This window comes from Hwanghaeella sp. 1Z406, assembly GCF_048892425.1.
In the GTDB taxonomy this organism is placed as follows: domain Bacteria; phylum Pseudomonadota; class Alphaproteobacteria; order UBA8366; family Aestuariispiraceae; genus Pacificispira.
In genome coordinates, this window is record NZ_JBLZHU010000002.1 from 209,947 (window position 1) to 226,336 (window position 16,390).

Annotated in this window: 16 protein-coding genes; 10 read left to right on the top strand and 6 right to left on the bottom strand. The window is 57.0% G+C overall.

From position 1 onward, the window contains the following. Nucleotides 1-39: 39 nt before the first annotated feature. The 4 genes from dctP to ACOSDR_RS05380 all read left to right on the top strand — a co-directional run bounded on the left by dctP (nt 40) and on the right by ACOSDR_RS05380 (nt 3,715). A complete protein-coding gene (gene dctP, locus ACOSDR_RS05365; protein ID WP_420723206.1) occupies nt 40-1,026 on the top strand; it encodes a TRAP transporter substrate-binding protein DctP in 987 nt (328 codons plus the stop codon). A gap of 65 nt (nt 1,027-1,091) precedes the next feature. Continuing rightward, on the top strand, nt 1,092-1,604 hold the full coding sequence (locus ACOSDR_RS05370) for a TRAP transporter small permease (protein ID WP_420723205.1): 513 nt from the start codon (nt 1,092-1,094) through the stop codon (nt 1,602-1,604). A gap of 3 nt (nt 1,605-1,607) precedes the next feature. Then, nucleotides 1,608-2,912, top strand: a complete 1,305-nt coding sequence (locus ACOSDR_RS05375) for a TRAP transporter large permease (RefSeq protein WP_420723204.1) — start codon at nt 1,608-1,610, stop codon at nt 2,910-2,912. Between the two features lie 17 nt (nt 2,913-2,929). Next, complete coding sequence (locus ACOSDR_RS05380; RefSeq protein WP_420723203.1) at nt 2,930-3,715, top strand: nitrilase-related carbon-nitrogen hydrolase; 786 nt, start codon at nt 2,930-2,932, stop codon at nt 3,713-3,715. 4 nt (nt 3,716-3,719) lie between these two features. Here ACOSDR_RS05380 and argB read toward each other — a convergent pair whose 3' ends face one another. Genes argB through rpmH form a run of 5 tightly spaced genes read right to left on the bottom strand, consistent with a single transcriptional unit; the run spans nt 3,720 to nt 8,068 of the window. Beyond that, nucleotides 3,720-4,664: an acetylglutamate kinase gene (gene argB / locus ACOSDR_RS05385; RefSeq protein ID WP_420723202.1), complete on the bottom strand. Its 945-nt coding sequence runs from the start codon at nt 4,662-4,664 to the stop codon at nt 3,720-3,722. Nucleotides 4,665-4,700: 36 nt separating this feature from the next. Further along, complete coding sequence (gene yihA / locus ACOSDR_RS05390) at nt 4,701-5,363, bottom strand: ribosome biogenesis GTP-binding protein YihA/YsxC (protein ID WP_420723201.1); 663 nt, start codon at nt 5,361-5,363, stop codon at nt 4,701-4,703. A gap of 29 nt (nt 5,364-5,392) precedes the next feature. Further along, entirely contained in the window at nt 5,393-7,411 is a 2,019-nt protein-coding gene (gene yidC, locus ACOSDR_RS05395) for a membrane protein insertase YidC (protein ID WP_420730615.1), read from the bottom strand. Between the two features lie 42 nt (nt 7,412-7,453). Continuing rightward, nucleotides 7,454-7,888, bottom strand: coding sequence for a ribonuclease P protein component (gene rnpA / locus ACOSDR_RS05400; RefSeq protein WP_420723199.1), 435 nt, complete (start codon nt 7,886-7,888; stop codon nt 7,454-7,456). Nucleotides 7,889-7,933: 45 nt separating this feature from the next. Further along, on the bottom strand, nt 7,934-8,068 hold the full coding sequence (gene rpmH, locus ACOSDR_RS05405; protein WP_420723198.1) for a 50S ribosomal protein L34: 135 nt from the start codon (nt 8,066-8,068) through the stop codon (nt 7,934-7,936). A gap of 156 nt (nt 8,069-8,224) precedes the next feature. Here rpmH and ACOSDR_RS05410 point away from each other — a divergent pair, with 156 nt between their 5' ends. The 6 genes from ACOSDR_RS05410 (at nt 8,225) to ACOSDR_RS05435 (ending at nt 15,714) form a co-directional block, all read left to right on the top strand. Further along, entirely contained in the window at nt 8,225-9,586 is a 1,362-nt protein-coding gene (locus tag ACOSDR_RS05410; RefSeq protein ID WP_420730616.1) for a sensor histidine kinase, read from the top strand. A gap of 69 nt (nt 9,587-9,655) precedes the next feature. Further along, nucleotides 9,656-11,164, top strand: coding sequence for a M81 family metallopeptidase (locus ACOSDR_RS05415; RefSeq protein WP_420730617.1), 1,509 nt, complete (start codon nt 9,656-9,658; stop codon nt 11,162-11,164). After that, complete coding sequence (locus ACOSDR_RS05420; protein WP_420730618.1) at nt 11,161-12,183, top strand: P1 family peptidase; 1,023 nt, start codon at nt 11,161-11,163, stop codon at nt 12,181-12,183. Before ACOSDR_RS05415 ends, ACOSDR_RS05420 begins: the two co-directional genes overlap by 4 nt. A gap of 137 nt (nt 12,184-12,320) precedes the next feature. Continuing rightward, entirely contained in the window at nt 12,321-13,850 is a 1,530-nt protein-coding gene (locus ACOSDR_RS05425; protein ID WP_420723194.1) for an ABC transporter substrate-binding protein, read from the top strand. A 62-nt stretch (nt 13,851-13,912) separates the two neighbouring features. After that, nucleotides 13,913-14,860, top strand: a complete 948-nt coding sequence (locus ACOSDR_RS05430; protein WP_420723193.1) for an ABC transporter permease — start codon at nt 13,913-13,915, stop codon at nt 14,858-14,860. Beyond that, nucleotides 14,860-15,714, top strand: coding sequence for an ABC transporter permease (locus ACOSDR_RS05435; RefSeq protein WP_420723192.1), 855 nt, complete (start codon nt 14,860-14,862; stop codon nt 15,712-15,714). Before ACOSDR_RS05430 ends, ACOSDR_RS05435 begins: the two co-directional genes overlap by 1 nt. On the opposite strand, the gene gpt is transcribed toward ACOSDR_RS05435, so the two are convergent. Beyond that, complete coding sequence (gene gpt, locus ACOSDR_RS05440; protein WP_420723191.1) at nt 15,715-16,203, bottom strand: xanthine phosphoribosyltransferase; 489 nt, start codon at nt 16,201-16,203, stop codon at nt 15,715-15,717. Nucleotides 16,204-16,390 lie beyond the last annotated feature (187 nt).

The window sequence follows — 16,390 nt, forward strand, 5'->3', positions numbered from 1 at the left end:
TCCAATTATATGGGGCATGGTTCTAAATGGGAGACTCAGATGATTAAGAAAATGCTCGTCGCTGCGACCATGGCCGCCGGCCTGATGGCCGCACCGGCATTCGCCGAAACCGAACTGAAAATCGCAACCGATTCCGGGGACCGGGATTCACCATCCGGTCAGGCCATCGCCAGTTGGGCTAAGGCCATTGAGGAAGGCTCAAACGGGGAGATCAAGGTAAAGCTATTCTATCAGAATGAACTGGGCGGTCAGTTGGAGGTTTTTGACCTCTTTGTTGCGGGGGAAGTGGACTTGATGCTGTCTTGGCCGTCTACTTCTTATGACAAGCGTATTGGTATCCTCAATACCCCATATATGGTCACCTCCTGGGATGAGGCCTTTGAGGCCTATAAGCCAGGCGGCTGGGTCAATGGTGCCGTCAATCAGGTCTTCAACGATATCGGACTGAAATATTTTGGCGCCTGGCCGGAAGGCTTCAACGGTGTTGCCACACGGGGAAGTTATGCGACGGACATTGCGGGTGCGCAGAATATTAAAGTTCGCACACCGCCGATTTTCCCCTTCCCGCAAACTCTGGAAGCCATGGGATATCAAACGGCTGCGATTGATTGGGGCGAAGTTTATACCTCGATCCAGACCGGGGTTGTGGATGGGGATGCCGGTAATGTCATTTACTGGGATTATGAATACTTCCGGGATGTTCTGGATTATTACGTCCGCACCAAGCACACTTTCGTGACCGGCAACCTGCTGGCCAATCTGGAAAGCTTTGAAAAGCTGTCGCCGGAACATCAGAAGCTGATTCAGGATGCAGCTGTTGTTGAAATGGAAAAGCAGTTTGAAGAAGCACAAGCGGAAGACCAGCACTATGTGGATTTGGCGATCCAGTCAGGGATGAAATATATCGAACTGACGGATGAACAGATCGCCCCGATTGCCAAAAAGGTACGGGCCGAAGTCTGGGCACAAATGGACAATGATGTTGGTAAGGAACTCATGGACTTGATCCGTGCGAATGTGAAATAAAGGTACTGGGCCGCTGTCGAAATGACAGCGGCCCATTGCTTTGGGCTATTGGTGGGGGTGTGCGCGTGTTGCAGATTCTTGAAAAAGTCGACCGGGTGATTATGGGCATTATGGGCCTGGTTGTGATTGTCACCAATCTCGCTGTCACCGGGTTTATTTTGTTTCTGGTTTTGGCCCGTTTCGTATTGGGCTGGTCCGTCGTCGGGGTGCTGGAAATGGCAACGCTGTCGGCGATTTGGCTGTATATGTGCGGGGCGGTTATCGCCGCCCGAAACAAAGAGCATCTGGTTGTTGATTTCCTGACCAATTCCATTCGCAGTGATCGGGTGCGCGCCTTCCACACGCTGGCCGTGTCGGTCATCATGGTGGTGCTCAGCCTGTTCTTTCTCAGCCTGGCACAGGATATGGTCGCCTGGTCGATCAAACGGCCGCAGACGACCGCCGCCTTGGGCCTTCCTTTGATGTTACCGCAATCGGCCATCGTGTTGGCCGCGGTGCTGTGTTCGGTCTATGCCCTGCGTGATTTTATCCATGCGGTCCGACTGGTCTGTGTCCGGTCCCCGTCAAGGGAGGGTTGACCCATGGAAGCGGTTTGGGCAATTGCGTTGTTGATGGGGCTTATGGTGTTTGGTGTGCCCGTCGCCTGGTCCTTTGCCGGTGTGCTGATGTATCTGGTCTGGGCGTATGATGTGAATACATCGACCCTGTTGCTACAGGGGTTCCGATCGCTTGATTCCGTCATTCTGCTGGCGCTGCCGCTGTTCGTTCTGGCGGGATATCTGATGCAAAGCGGTGGGGTGGCGGAGCGCTTGATCCGTTTCATGTCGCTGACCCTGAAGGGCCGCAAGGGCGGTCTGGGCGGGGCGATGATCCTGTCTTCAGGGGTATTTGGCGCGATTTCAGGGACCGCGACAGCCGCCGTCGCCTCCATCGGCACGATCATGATCGATCCCCTGGCGGAACGAGGATATCCAAGGGGCTATACCAGCGCCTTGCTTGGGGTTTCGTCTTTGTTGGGCATTCTTATTCCCCCCTCTATCACTCTTATTTTATTTGGGGTTGTGACCAAACAGTCGATCACGGCCCTGTTCGCAGCAACAGTCGTGCCGGGTCTGATGCTGATGGTCGGATTGCTGTTGTTCAACAAATGGACGACGCGTCGCATTCTGAAGGATACGCCAGAACGCCTTGCTGCATTGAAGGCGCAAGAGAATGGCGATACGGGCTTTCGCGCTATGGTTCGGGCGGCGCCAGCCCTGATGATGCCGGTTGTTATTCTAGGCGGCATTTATGGGGGTGTTTTCACCCCGACAGAGGCGGCGGCGGTGGCTTTGTTCCTGGCTATCTTGATTGGATTTTTCATCTATCGGGATTTAACCCTGGCACGATTTAAGAAGAGTCTGCTGGAAGCAGGTGAAACAACCGGGACAATTATTCTGATCCTGCTGTTTTCCTTTATGATCGGGCGCATCATGGTGGCGGAAAGCGTGCCACAGGAACTGACAGAAGCGGTTACCCAGGTGACCGAAAACACCATCCTGATCCTGTTGTTGGTCAATGCCTTCCTGATCTTTGTGGGCATGATCATGGATGATTTGTCCGTCACTGTTGTTATCGCGCCGCTGATGATGCCCTTGATGATAGCGAACGGGGTGGATCCGGTACATTACGCCTCCATCGTTGCCTGTTCTGTTGTCATCGGGGCAAACAGCCCCCCGGTCGCACCCATCCTGTATATGGCCTGTCGGATCGGGAAAGTGTCGATTCATAAGGCTGTTGCACCGGCTTTGTCCCTGATTTTCTTCGTCGCCCTGCCAGTAATGTTGATGGTGACCTTTATCCCCGCCCTGTCCCTGTGGTTGCCACAATTTTTGGGCCTGCATTGAATGCGGATTGTATTTTTATGACGATGATGACCCTGGCGCTTTTGCAGGCGGCCCCCATGGACCGCGGTTTTTCTGATGTTCTGAACGATCTGGAGGCCGCCCTGAAGGACGCGGCCGCGCAGCAGGCGGATCTGTTGCTGACGCCGGAACTGTTTGTCTGCGGCTATGGTCAGGAAGACCGCGCCAGGGCTATGGCGGTATCCCAGGACAGCCCGTTCCTGCGCCAGGTTGGTGCCCTTGTGAAGGCCCATGGGGTCGGGTTGGTGCTGGGCTATTCTGAACAGGCAGGTGCACAGCGCTATAACAGCGCGGCCTATTTCGATCCATCGGGCGTTTTGGCCCATAATTATCGTAAACAGTATCTGCCCTGTGACTATGAAAAGGAATGCTTTTCGACCGGATCTTCGGGGTCTCTGTTCACCGTTGCGGGCGTTCAATGCGCCTTGTTGATCTGTTATGATATCGAGTTTCCGGAAAATGCCCGCAAGGCCGCACTGGCGGGGGCGTCCGTCCTGTTGATCCCCACAGCATTGAATGCGAAATGGCGGATCGTGTCGGATGTCGTGATCCCCAGCCGCGCCTATGAGAATAGCATTTTCGTTGCTTATTGCGATTTCGCGGCCTCAGACCAGGGGCCGGGTTTTTCAGGGCTCAGTAAGGTGTGCGGCCCCGATGGGCGCGATCTGATTCGGGCGAATTTGACGCCAGCCTTGATCACAACAACCCTTGATCTGGATGAAATCCGGACGGTGCGCGATCAGTTGCACATGTTACAGGATGTCGCCCGCACCATGCTCCCCTAATGCTTTAATCCGCGCGGATCAGGGTTCCTGTGCCGTGTTCGGTGAACAGTTCCAGCAGAATCTGGTGCTGTGATCGACCATCCAGGATAACCGCGCCATCAGCGCCGCCCCGGACTGCATCGATACAGGTTTGGATCTTTGGAATCATACCGCCACTGATGATACCTTGCTCCTGCAGCTTTTCCGCTTCGGATACTGTCATTTCAGGAATCAACTGGCCTTGTTTGTCCAGCACGCCTGCAACATCGGTCAGTAACAACAGGCGTTTGGCGCCTGCGGCCCCAGCGATGGCACCCGCCGCTGTATCGGCATTGATGTTATAGGTCTGGCCATTCTCCCCCATGCCGATCGGTGCGATGACGGGGATGAAATCGCTTTTGCGCAGGATTTCCAGAATGGTCGTGTCGCATTCATAGGGTTCGCCGACAAAGCCCAGATCCAACACCATTTCGATATTGCTTTCAGGGTCCTTCGTCGTGCGTGACAGTTTGCGTGCCTTGATCAGCCCGCCATCCTTGCCAGACAGGCCAATTGCCTGCCCGCCTTCGGATTGCAGGGAGGCGACGATCTGTTTGTTGATGCTGCCCGCCAGAACCATTTCAACAATGTCGACGGTTTCCTGATCTGTGACCCGCAAGCCATCGACAAAGACGCTTTCTTTCTGCATTCGGTTCAGCATTTGGCCGATTTGCGGGCCGCCGCCATGCACCACGATTGGATCCACGCCGACTTGCTTCAGCAGAACGATATCGCGCGCGAACAGGCTGGCCAATCGGGCGTCACCCATGGCGTGGCCGCCGTATTTGATGACCAGTGTCTTGTCATTGTAACGCCGCATAAACGGCAGGGCTTCCGTTAAGATGCCTGCTTGCGCCAGCCATTCTACCCGGCGTCGCGCCTTGTCGCCCGCCCCTGGATGATGACTTGCTGCCGTTCCGTCCTCAGTCATGGTCAATTCCGTTTTCCTGTTTGATCCGCTGCCACATTAGCCCGATACCGGGGGCTCCGCAAAGCTTGCAAGTTCTGCCCGCAATTCTGCGATCCCCAGACCCTTTTCGGCGCTGGTGATCATGGGTTCCGGAACCGCAGCGGGGTGTTTCTTCAGCGCCAGCACGACATCGTCGTATATTCTGCGTATTTCGGCGGAATGGGGCTTGTCCGCCTTGGTCAGGACCACACGATAGTTAACAGCGGCCTTGTCCAGCAGGGTCATCAGCTGATCGTCATTGGGCTTCAGGCCGTGGCGACCATCGACCAGCACGCACAGGCGGCGCAGCACGGCGCGACCGCGCAGATAATCATGGATCAGCTGTGTCCAGCCTTCAACCACGGCTTTGGGCACTTTGGCGAAGCCATAGCCTGGCATATCGACCAGCCGAAGCCTGTCGCGGAATTCGAAGAAATTGATCTCTCGTGTGCGCCCCGGCGTGTTGGAGGTCCGGGCCAAGGCTTTCCTGCCCGTCAGGGCATTGATCAAGCTGGATTTTCCAACATTGGACCGCCCCGCAAAGGCAATTTCTGGCAGGGTCGGGGCTGGCAATTGCTCCAATGTCACGCAGCCCAGCATGAATGTGCATTCTTTTGCAAAGAGCAGGCGCCCTGTTTCCAGCGCGGCCTCATCCTGGCTGTTGGCGTCGAAATCGACCATAGCGAATGGCGCCTCTGTGCAGCGGGGTGTTAGTCAGCCGCGCTGTCGTCGTTGCTGGGTTTTGCGGGCGGAGCATTCTTACCACGCGCCTTTTTGCCAGATGCCTTTTTCCCCGATGCTTTTTTACCGGCGGCTTTCTTGCCAGCGGTCTTTTTTGCAGCGGCATTTGAAACATCAGGGTCTTTTGAGGTGGCTTTCTGTGCGCTGTCGTCAGAAATCGCCTTCGGGGATGCGGATTTGCCCGCTACGGATTTCGTCCCTTCAGTGCTGTCTGACGTATCAGCCTTACCGCCGCCAATCGCGACGCCCATCTGACGCATGATGACATATTGCTGCAAGATCGACAGCGAGTTGTTCCAGGCCCAATAGATCACCAGACCGGCGGGGAAACCGCCCAGAATAAAGGTGAAGAAGATCGGCATAAGGCCAAAAACCTTGGCTTGAATCGGATCGGCAGGGGGCGGGTTCAGTTTTTGCTGGAACCACATGGTAAAGCCCATGATCAGCGGCCAGGGTCCGATATTCACAATGTGCAGAAGGGTTGGCACATCCCAGGGAATCAGTCCGAACAGGGTCAGCATGCCCAGGGGATCCGGGGCGGAAAGATCGTGAATCCAGCCAAAGAACGGCGCATGGCGCATTTCGATGGTGACAAACAAGACCTTATACAGCGAGAAGAAAATCGGGATCTGAACCAGAACCGGCAAACACCCAGCCAGGGGATTTACCTTTTCCTTCTTATACAGCGCCATCATTTCCTGTTGCAGTTTTTGCTTATCATCGCCGGCGCGATCGCGCATTTCGACAATCTTCGGCTGCAACAGCTTCATCTTGCTCATGGATTTGTAGGATTTCTGCGCCAGCGGGAACAAGAAAATCTTGAACAAGGTGGTCATGCCGATGATTGCGAGACCAAAGTTACCAAGCACGCTGTTGAGCCAATGGATGACGTAGAAGATCGGCTTGGTCAGGAAATAGAACCAGCCAAAATCAACCGCCAGGTCGAAATTGGTGATGTTCAGGTTTTCGGAATAGCTGTCTAGCAGCGTTGTTTCCTTGGCCCCGGCAAAAATCCGCCCGGTTTGTTCCATCGTGTCACCCGGCGCGATGGCCTGTGGCGTCATGATATAATTCACGTGATATTGCGGGTCCGCGGTGCCGGTCTGACGGAAGGTGCCGGTAACAGAATTGTTCTGGTCCGGGATCAGGGCAACCAGCCAATATTTATCGGTAATGCCCATCCAGCCGCCGGTGGTGGGGAAGCTCTCCTTCATGCCCGGTTCGTCGGGCAGATCATCGTATTTACGTTCGTGCAGCGTGCCGTCGAAAACGCCGATCAGGCCTTCATGCAAGATATAGAAACCAAGGGTTTCCGGCTTTTCGCCCCGGAAAATCCGGCCATAGGGCGTGGCGGAAATGGTGTCGCCTGAATTATTGATGACCCGTTGATCCACCGTGAACATAAAGTTCTGATCCAGGCTGATCACCTGTTCAAACCGAACTCCGGCATCGTTGGTCCAGCTTAAGGTGACCGGCTTGCCGACATCCAATTCTTGGCTGTCTGCGCTCCACACCGTATCGCTGGTCGGGACATCCAAGCCGCTTTCGCCAGTCCAACCGAATTGTGCGAAATAGGGATTGGTGCCGCCCGTCGGCTGTAACAGATCAATTTTCGGAGACGATTCTTCGATGGTCTGATGATAATCATTCAGAATCAGATCATCCAGCCGCGCGCCTTTTAGATTAAGCGATCCGCTAAGGCGGGGCGTATTGATGGTGATGCGGGGGGATTGTGTCAGCGCTTCATCGCGCGACACCACGCCTGTAGCAGTCGCGTCACCTGTGTTGGGCAGACCTGGAACGCCAGCCTGTTCTCCCGTGCCAGCCTGGTCTCCCTTGGAAGAAGAGGATGTGTTGGATGGGGAAGATTGGGTTTGAACGGGCTTCGGGGGCGCGGGAAAGAAATGACCCTGGATGAAAGGCCAGCCGAATAAGACCAACATCGACAGGCCGATTGCCAGCGCCAGATTCCTGTTATTCTCGTTCATCCGCCTTGCCTCTTCCTCTGCACCTGTGGGGCGCTAACTGTGCTACCGCCAAAGTTTTAACCGCTTAAGCGCCCGTTCCAGATCGCCCCGAAGCGCATTATAGTCCCGTGTTGGTGTGGTTTGCCGCGCGATAAGAACATAGTCCCGTCCCGGCATGGCATGTTGTGTCATCACTTCCATTGATAATGCCCTGAGGCGTCGCTTGGCCCGATTTCGCGCAACAGCATTGCCAACCTTTCGGCTTGCTGTAAAGCCAATGCGGGCGCCGTCTCCGCCGCCCGCTGGTTCAGTCTGGTCTGAATGCGCGTTCTGGTCCGCGATCATCGCCGCAGCGGGCCCGACTGCTCTGGAAGCCACCCCGGAAGGGGCTGCTTGTAAGACCAGACCAGGCATACCCGCGCTGTTCCGCTCACGCGTTACACGCAAGAAGTCCGCCCGTTTTTTCAGTCTGTCCAGCGTGATCGTCCGTAAAAGCATGGCTACCGGCGCGTGGGCTGTTAGACAACGGGCTTGTTCAATGGCTTAAGCGGACAGCTTCTTGCGGCCTTTAGCCCGACGATTTGCCAGGATGATACGACCAGATTTTGTTGCCATACGCGCGCGAAAGCCATGGCGGCGCTTGCGAACAATGCGGCTAGGTTGAAAAGTACGTTTCACAGTTCCGTCTCCGACGTCTTTGGGGTTGCGCCCCGGATTTCGACGCCGCTGTATAGTGGGGTGAGGCGCGCAAGTCAACGCGTTGCAAGACGAATCAGCCATGATTCGTGTTGTGATAGGGGTCAATAGCCTGAGAATGCGCAATTAGGGGTGTTTATGAAGAGTCTCTCTGCACGACTTTTGTTGCTGACAGTGATATTTGTGATGCTGGCGGAAGTGCTGATTTTCGCCCCTTCTGTGGCACGTTTTCGTGAAACCTATCTGGCAGACCGGTTGCAGGCCGCGCATCTGGCGGTGCTGGTTCTGGAGGTTTCGCCAGACGGGATGGTGTCACAGGAAATGACAGCGGAACTGCTTGGTTTCGTCGGCGCTTATTCTGTGGCGGCAAAACGCGGCGATTCAAAATTATCGCTGATGCAGGAAATGCCCCCCCCTATTGCGGCAACCCTGATTCCGACCCAGGAAAGCCCCATGACCATGATCGGTCAGGCTTTGCTGGCTCTGGTTCAGGACAAGGAACAAGTTGTGCGCGTCATTGGCCCGTCACCCCGGAATCCGGATGTAGAGATCGAGATTGTGTTCCACGATGCGCCCTTGCGGGAGGCGATCCGGGCCTTTGCGGTGCGGATTTTCTTTCTCAGCCTCGCAATCTCGGTATCAACGGCATTCATGGTTTTTCTGGTGCTGCGGCGGCAATTGGTAAGGCCGTTGAAGCGCATCACCCGGAACATGATTCAGTTTCGGTCCCATCCAGAAGACCAAAGCCTGGTCATGCGCCCCAGCACGCGATTGGATGAAATTGGTGTCGCGGAACGGGAACTGGCATCAATGCAGACTACAATCCGCGATGCGCTGACCCAGCGAAAACATCTGGCCGCCCTGGGCACGGCGGTGGCTAAGATCAATCATGATCTGCGCGGCATCCTGTCCAGCGCCCTGGTCGTGTCGGATCGATTGGAAACCTCTGAAGATCCTGAGGTGCGACGTATTGCCCCTGGTATCCTGGATGCAATAGACCGCGCGGTCGCCCTGTGCACCCGGACGCTGAACTATGTCGGCCATGATACGCCGGATCTGATGCTCAGCGATGTGAAGATCGCCAGTGTCGTGACAGAGGCCGGGTTTGGCCTGCCCAATGGGGCGGAACTGGAAAATGGCGTGGATGAAGGGCTGTCAGTGCATGGCGACCGGGCACAATTGTTCCGCATCATGAACAATCTTTTGCGCAATGCGGCAGAGGCGGGGGCGATATGCATAACCGTCACGGGCCGGTGCAAGGATAATGTGGTGGAAATCACGCTGCAGGATGATGGTCCGGGCCTGTCACCCCGCGCCCTGGAAAACATCTTCCTGCCTTTTGAAGGATCTGGAAAAGCAGGGGGCACCGGCCTTGGCCTGTCTATCGCCCGTGAACTGGCCCGCAGCCATGGCGGGGACCTGGCTTTGCGCACCACCGGCTCGACGGGCACCGTTTTTACCTTAACCCTCCCCGAACGCGCCCGCAGCGATGATGGCTGATTTCCGGTCAACGCGCATTGTAATGTCCTGACAGATTGGCATGATGCAAAAAACGGATGGAGCCTGACCATGCGCATTTTATGTGCGATGTTGAAGCATGAGACCAATACGTTTTCGCCCATTCCGACCGATCTGGCGCGGTTTCAGGATTGGGGGTTGCAGTATGGGGCTGATGTGGTGCGCACCTATCGCGACACGCGGATGCCGCTGGCCGCCTATTTCCAACTGGCAGAGGCGGAAGGGGCGGAGATTGTCACCCCGGTTGCCGCCGAAGCAATGCCCGCCGGCCTGGTGACGGCAGAGGCGTATCAGCATTTGACCGATCAGATATTGGAAGAAGTTGCCCGCGGCTGTGATATTGCCCTGTTGGACCTGCACGGGGCCATGGTGGCGGACGGCACGCCGGATGGAGAGGGCGCCCTGCTGCGCGCCATTCGAGAGATTGCCCCCGAGCTTCCCATCGCGGTCACCTGTGACCTGCATTGTAACCTGACCGCAGAGATGGTGGAAAACTGCACCGCCTTGATTGGGTATAAGACCTATCCCCATGTCGATATGTATGAGGTCGCCGATCAGGTGGGGCGGATTGTGCTGGCTGCGGCAAGGGGGGAGGCACGGCCGGTCATGGCCTGGGGCCAGGTGCCGCTGTTATCGCAGACCTTGAGGCAGGGGACCGATGACGCCCCAATGCGCGATATCATCGCCCAGTGCCGCCATTGGGAAGCCCGAGACGGGATCGGGGCGGCGACTGTCTTTGGCGGATTTGCCCTGTCTGATATCGAAGATGCAGGAACCAGCGCCATCGTGATTGCCGATCAGGGGGATTTTGATCTGGCAGAAGCGGCGCGGGATGATCTGTTGACCAAATGCTGGGACGCCAGAGCTGACTTCATTTATCAACCCCATGATCTGGGTCAGGCGGTGGCGCTGGCAAAAGGATACAATACCGGACCCGTCATATTGTTGGATCACGCGGATAATTGTGGATCCGGCGCAACGCAGGACGTCATGACCGTGATCGCGGAAGTTCTGCATCAGGATTTGCAGGACGTGGCGGTGGCCACCGTCTGGGATCCAGCGGCGGTGGCGGCAATGAAAGAGGCCGGGCCGGGTGCAACTGTATCGCTGGATCTGGGAGGCAAGACCGATATGCCCAGCCTGAACAGAACGGGACAGCCGCTGCCCGTGACCGGCATTGTCGAAGGCCTGTCGGATGGGCGATTTACTGTCGAAGGGCCAATGTATACCGGCGTAGAAGTCTCCTGCGGTCCAACAGCCTTGCTGCGAGTCCAGGGTGTGCGGTTGATCGTTACCTCTTTGCACCATGAACCCTGGGATATCGGTGTCTTCAGAATGATGGGTATTGATCCGACCCGGACGAAGTACCTGTTGTTAAAATCCCGCATTCATTATCGGGCGGGTTTTGGAGCTCTGGCTCAACATACCCTGACATTGGATGGCGATGGTGTGACGACGTCGGATAACGCCAAACTGGAGTATAAGGCCCTGCGTCGGCCGATCTATCCGCTGGACCCAGACCTGGATTGGTCCGTGGGGGATGAGAAGGACGCGTTATGAGCGATGTGCGCCCCGGGTCCCGCAATGCCCTGACAGATGTCGCCGGTTTAACCGTTGGGAATGCGCATGACGTGAAATGTCGGACCGGCACAACTGTCATTCTGTGTGGTGAAAATCGTGCTGTGGCCGCCGTGGATGTGCGGGGCGGCGGGCCCGGCACGCGCGAGACTGATGCGCTGGCCCCGGGCAGGCTGGTCCAGTCGGTGGATGCGGTGGTCCTGTCGGGCGGGTCGGCCTTTGGTCTGGATGCGGCGGGATCGGTTCAGCTTTGGCTGGCGGCCCATGGGTTCGGGTATCAAACGGGCGGGCCAATTGTTCCCATCGTGCCTGCTGCAATTCTGTTTGATCTGGTCAATGGCGGTGACAAGGATTGGGGCATGGATGCGCCCTATCGGGCCTTGGGACTGCAGGCGATAGAAGCGGCGGGGGTTGAGTTCGCCCAGGGCAAGGCGGGGGCCGGATATGGCGCGCGGGCAGGGGGTCTGGAAGGCGGGCTGGGCAGTGCCTCTGCAGTTGATCCTGTCACGGGGGCGACGGTTGGGGCCTTGGTGGCGGTGAATTGCTTTGGCGATGTCTGTGGCGACGATGGTCGCTTTTATGCCGCCCCGTTCGAGCTTGGTGAGGAATTTGGCGGGTGCGGCCCGTCGCAAAAGGTTCCATCAGGCCCGGTATTTCCAAAGCTGGGGGCCGATGCAAAACCCTATGCGCGCAGCAATACGACTATCGCCGTGGTCGCGACAGATGCCGCGCTGTCGCATGAAGATACCCAACGCTTCGTAACAATGGCCCAGGCCGGTTTGGCACGGGCCGTGCGGCCTGTCTATACGCCGTTTGATGGGGACACGGTTTTTGCCCTGGCGACGGCACAGGGTCCGTCGGTTGATGCCATTGGTCTTGCGCGATTAGGGGCGATCGGTGCGGATGTCCTGGCGCGCGCCATCGCCCGTGGCGTTTATGAGGCCCGGTCTCTGGGCAATAGCTGGCCTGCCTGGCGTGATAAATTCAACAAGGGGCTATGACATAAGGCTATCAGTGGGTTACTGTAGACGCGGTGCGTTGGAATAGGGTTTAATCGCGCCGCGCAAAGGGCCGTTTGAAGGCCTGGATACTTGGAAACACTGGATACTTGGAAACAGCGGTGTGGGGATGGAAAGCAATGACAAAGAACAACGGCATTAAATCTGTTTCGGGTATTGGTCGCGTCCTGTTTCGGACCATGGGGTTGCTGGTCGCCGGCGGCTTTATGGCAATGGCCCTGATCGGTCCGGCATCGGCAAAGACGGGTGTTGTCCTGGCGATCACGCTGGAACCGCCGCATCTGGACCCGACGGCGGGCGCGCCTGCTGCCATCGATGAAGTTGTCTATGCCAATCTGTTTGAGGGATTAACCCGCATTGATGCGCTGGGTCAGGTTAAGCCTGGATTGGCGGAACGCTGGGTCATTGAAGATGATGGGCTGACCTATCGTTTTATCCTGCGCAAGGGTGTGACGTTTCACGATGGTGCATCCCTTGACTCGTCAGATGTGAAATTCTCCTTCGACCGGGCGGTTGCCGAAGGGTCAGAGAATGCGCAGAAGGGTCTTTTTTCCGCCATTGAGACAATAGAAACCCCCGATCCACAAACCGTCGTGATCAAATTGAAGCGGAAAGAAGGTCTGTTCCTGTGGAATCTGGGCTGGGGCGATGCAGTGATCGTCGATCCCGCCTCTGCTGAGACCAACAAGACCAATCCGGTTGGGACGGGTCCCTATAAATTGGACAACTGGACGCGCGGTGATTCAATCCGTCTGGTCCGCAGTTCAAATTATTGGGGGCAAAAGCCCGCGATGGACAGCGTCACCTTCAAAATTATCGCCGATCCTTCCGCGCAGGTGACGGCCCTGCTGGCGGGGGATGTCGATGCGGTCCCATATATCGGCGCGCCGGAATCGGTTGCACAGTTTGAGGCTGATCCGCGATTTGTGGTCACTCAGGGCACGACCGAGGGAGAGACCATTCTGGCGATGAATGAGCGCCGCCCGCTGTTACAGGATGTTCGGGTCCGCAAGGCGATCCAGCATGCAATTGATCGCCAAGCGCTTATTGATGGGGCCATGTTTGGCTTTGGCACGCCGATCGGGTCGCATTTCGCGCCGCATAATCCGGCTTATACCGATCTGACCGAAGCCACCCCGTATGATCCGGAAAAAGCGAAAGACCTGTTGGCCCAGGCTGGCGTTGCGCCTGGAACAAAGCTGGTGCTGAAATTGCCACCGCCAACCTATGCCCGGCGGGGTGGGGAAATTGTGGCGGCACAATTGAAGGCCGTAGGCTTTGACGTTGAACAGATTCCAGTCGATTGGGGCCAATGGGTGTCAGAGGTGTTCAAGGGCGATCATGATTTCGACCTGACCATCGTTTCACATACGGAACCCTTGGATATCGGCATTTATGCAAGGGATGATTACTATTTTGGCTATGACAATCCGGCTTTTAAAACATTGATGTCAAAGATTGATACCGTGTCAGACCCGGCGGGACGCAATACGCTGTATAAGGAAGCGCAGCGAATGCTGGCCGATGATGCGGCAAACGCGTTTCTGTTCCAATTGGCCAAGGTCACAGTCCAGCGCAAGGATCTGAAAGGCCTGTGGCAGAATGCGCCGATCCAGGCCAATGATATGACCGGTGCCCGGTGGGAGTAGGAGTGGGAGTAGGAGCGGGAAGAGGCCATATTCCATCCGGGTTGGGAGCCTGTAACTAGGCCATGGCAGGGTTCATCTCCCATCGGTTGATGATGTTGGTGCTGACCCTGTTCGTTGCCTCGCTGATGGTGTTCTGGGTTCTGGAGTTACTGCCGGGTGACGCTGCCCAATTGCTGTTGGGAACCGAAGTTCAGCCCGATACGCTGGCGGCGATCCGTGCCCAGCTTGGACTGGACCGCCCGGCCTTGCTGAGATATGGCGACTGGATTGGCGGATTGCTGACGGGCGATCTGGGCGACAGTCTGGTTTATGGAATCCCGATCTGGGACATGGTGCGGGATCGATTGGCGGTTTCCCTGCCCCTGGCGGTGATGGCCTTCACCATCGCGACCGCAATTGCCCTGCCCGTTGGAATGGTCGCTGCGATGCGTCGGGGCAGTTTGTCGGATCTGATCCTGATGGGCTTTGCGCAAATTGGGCTGGCTGTGCCGAATTTCTGGTTCGGTTTATTGTTGATCCTTGTCTTTGCGGTTCTGAACAACTGGTTCAATGCGGGGGGCTTTCCCGGATGGCAGGATGATCCTGTCGGATCGCTGAAGGCGCTGTTCCTGCCAGCCCTGGCTTTGGGTTTTTCTGAGGCGGCGATTTTGTCCCGCATGGTGCGTGCCGCGATGCTGGAGACGCTTGGGGAAGATTATGTCCGGACGGCCCGTGCCAAGGGATTGAGCGTCTCGCGGGTCTTGTTCGGGCACACATTGGGCAATGCGATGATCCCGATTGCCACCCTGATGGGCCTGCAATTTGCCTTTCTGGTGGCGGGGTCGGTGATTGTCGAGAATGTGTTTTACCTGCCGGGCATCGGTCAATTGCTGTTGAAGGCGATTTTTGAGCGGGACCTTATTCTGGTGCGCGATCTGGTGTTGATGCTGTCTGGATTTGTGATCGTGCTCAGCTTTTTCGTTGATATCGCCTATGGCTTTATCGATCCGCGCTTGCGGAGGGTGCGGTGATGCGGTTGCTGATGCTGGGACGAAAAGCACAGGGAGCCCTGCCGCAATTGTGGGTTGGCGGGACCCTGACGGCGATCGTGCTGATCACCGCCCTGGTGGCTGGTTTCTGGACCCCATATCCGGCGGATCAGCAATCCATCATCGACCGCCTGCAAGGCCCCAGCATGGCCCACTGGCTGGGGACCGATCTGTATGGCCGGGATATCCTGTCGCGCATTATGGGGGGGGCCCAGACGGCCTTGTGGGTCGGGCTGGCGGCAATTGGGGTTGGATTGGCGGGGGGGCTGCCCCTGGGTCTGGCTGCCGCGATGAACCGGAATGGTCTGATCGATACGGCGATTGCCCGGGGGTCTGATCTGATCTTCGCCTTTCCGGCGCTGCTGACGGCGGTATTGATCGCGGCCATTCATGGGCCCGGCATGATCAATGTGATTGTGGCGGTGGGGATCTTTAACATCGCCGTCTTTGCCCGTGTGGTGCGGGGGGCGGCGCTGTCCATCATGGCCAGACCCTTTCTTCAGGCCGCCATCGCCATTGGGCGTCCCTGGCCCAGCATCGCACTGGTGCATTTGCTGCCCAATATTGCGGGCGTCGTTGCGGTGCAGGCGACGGTTCAATTCGCCGCAGCCATTCTGGCGGAAGCCGCGCTCAGCTATCTGGGGCTGGGTATTAAGCCGCCCGATCCCAGCTGGGGCAAAATGCTGGCCGACGCCCAGACCCTGCTGTATCTCAGCCCGATGCAGGCGATCCTGCCGGGTCTTGCCATCGTCTGGACGGTGTTGGGGCTTAACCTTTTGGGCGACGGGCTGCGCGATGCGCTGGACCCGAAACTGCGATCCCTGCGCGCCGTTTGATCAGCGCTTTTGCCCCCGTGTGCGGATTGGTTCGGCATAGGCCAGTTCCACATCCCAGGGAAATAGGATCCAGGTATCCTGGGATACTTCGGTAACGAAGGTATCGACCAGCGGGCGGCCCGCCGGTTTGGCATAGACGGTGGCGAAATGCGCCTTGGGCAGCATTTCCCGCACGATCTTGGCGGTGTTTCCGGTATCGACCAGGTCATCCACGATCAACCAGCCTTCGCCATCGCCCGCCTGTCCGGCATTCTTCAGGATGGAGGCTGCGCCCTGTTTTTTATGGTCGTAGGACGCGACACAGACCGTATCGATCAGCCGCACATCCAGTTCCCGCGCCACAATGGCGGCAGGGACCAATCCGCCCCGCGTGATTGCGACAACGCCATCCAGGGGCTGCAATTCTGCCAATCGCCATGCCAGGGCACGGGCGTTACGGTGCAATTCTTCCCAGGAAACGGGATATTCTTTGTTGCGAGCCTCTGTCATGGGAATCCTGTTAAGAGTCATAAAAGGATACGAGCATCATGCGCTCGCATGAGCTCAAGCACGATAGTCAATGCCATAGCTGAAGCCTTGCAGTGGGGCAAGATAGTTTGATCCTAAAAGCAAAGCCCCCAGAAATGCAAAACCCCCGGCCCTTTCGGGTCCGGGGGCTTTGTTCCCAACCGGGCTT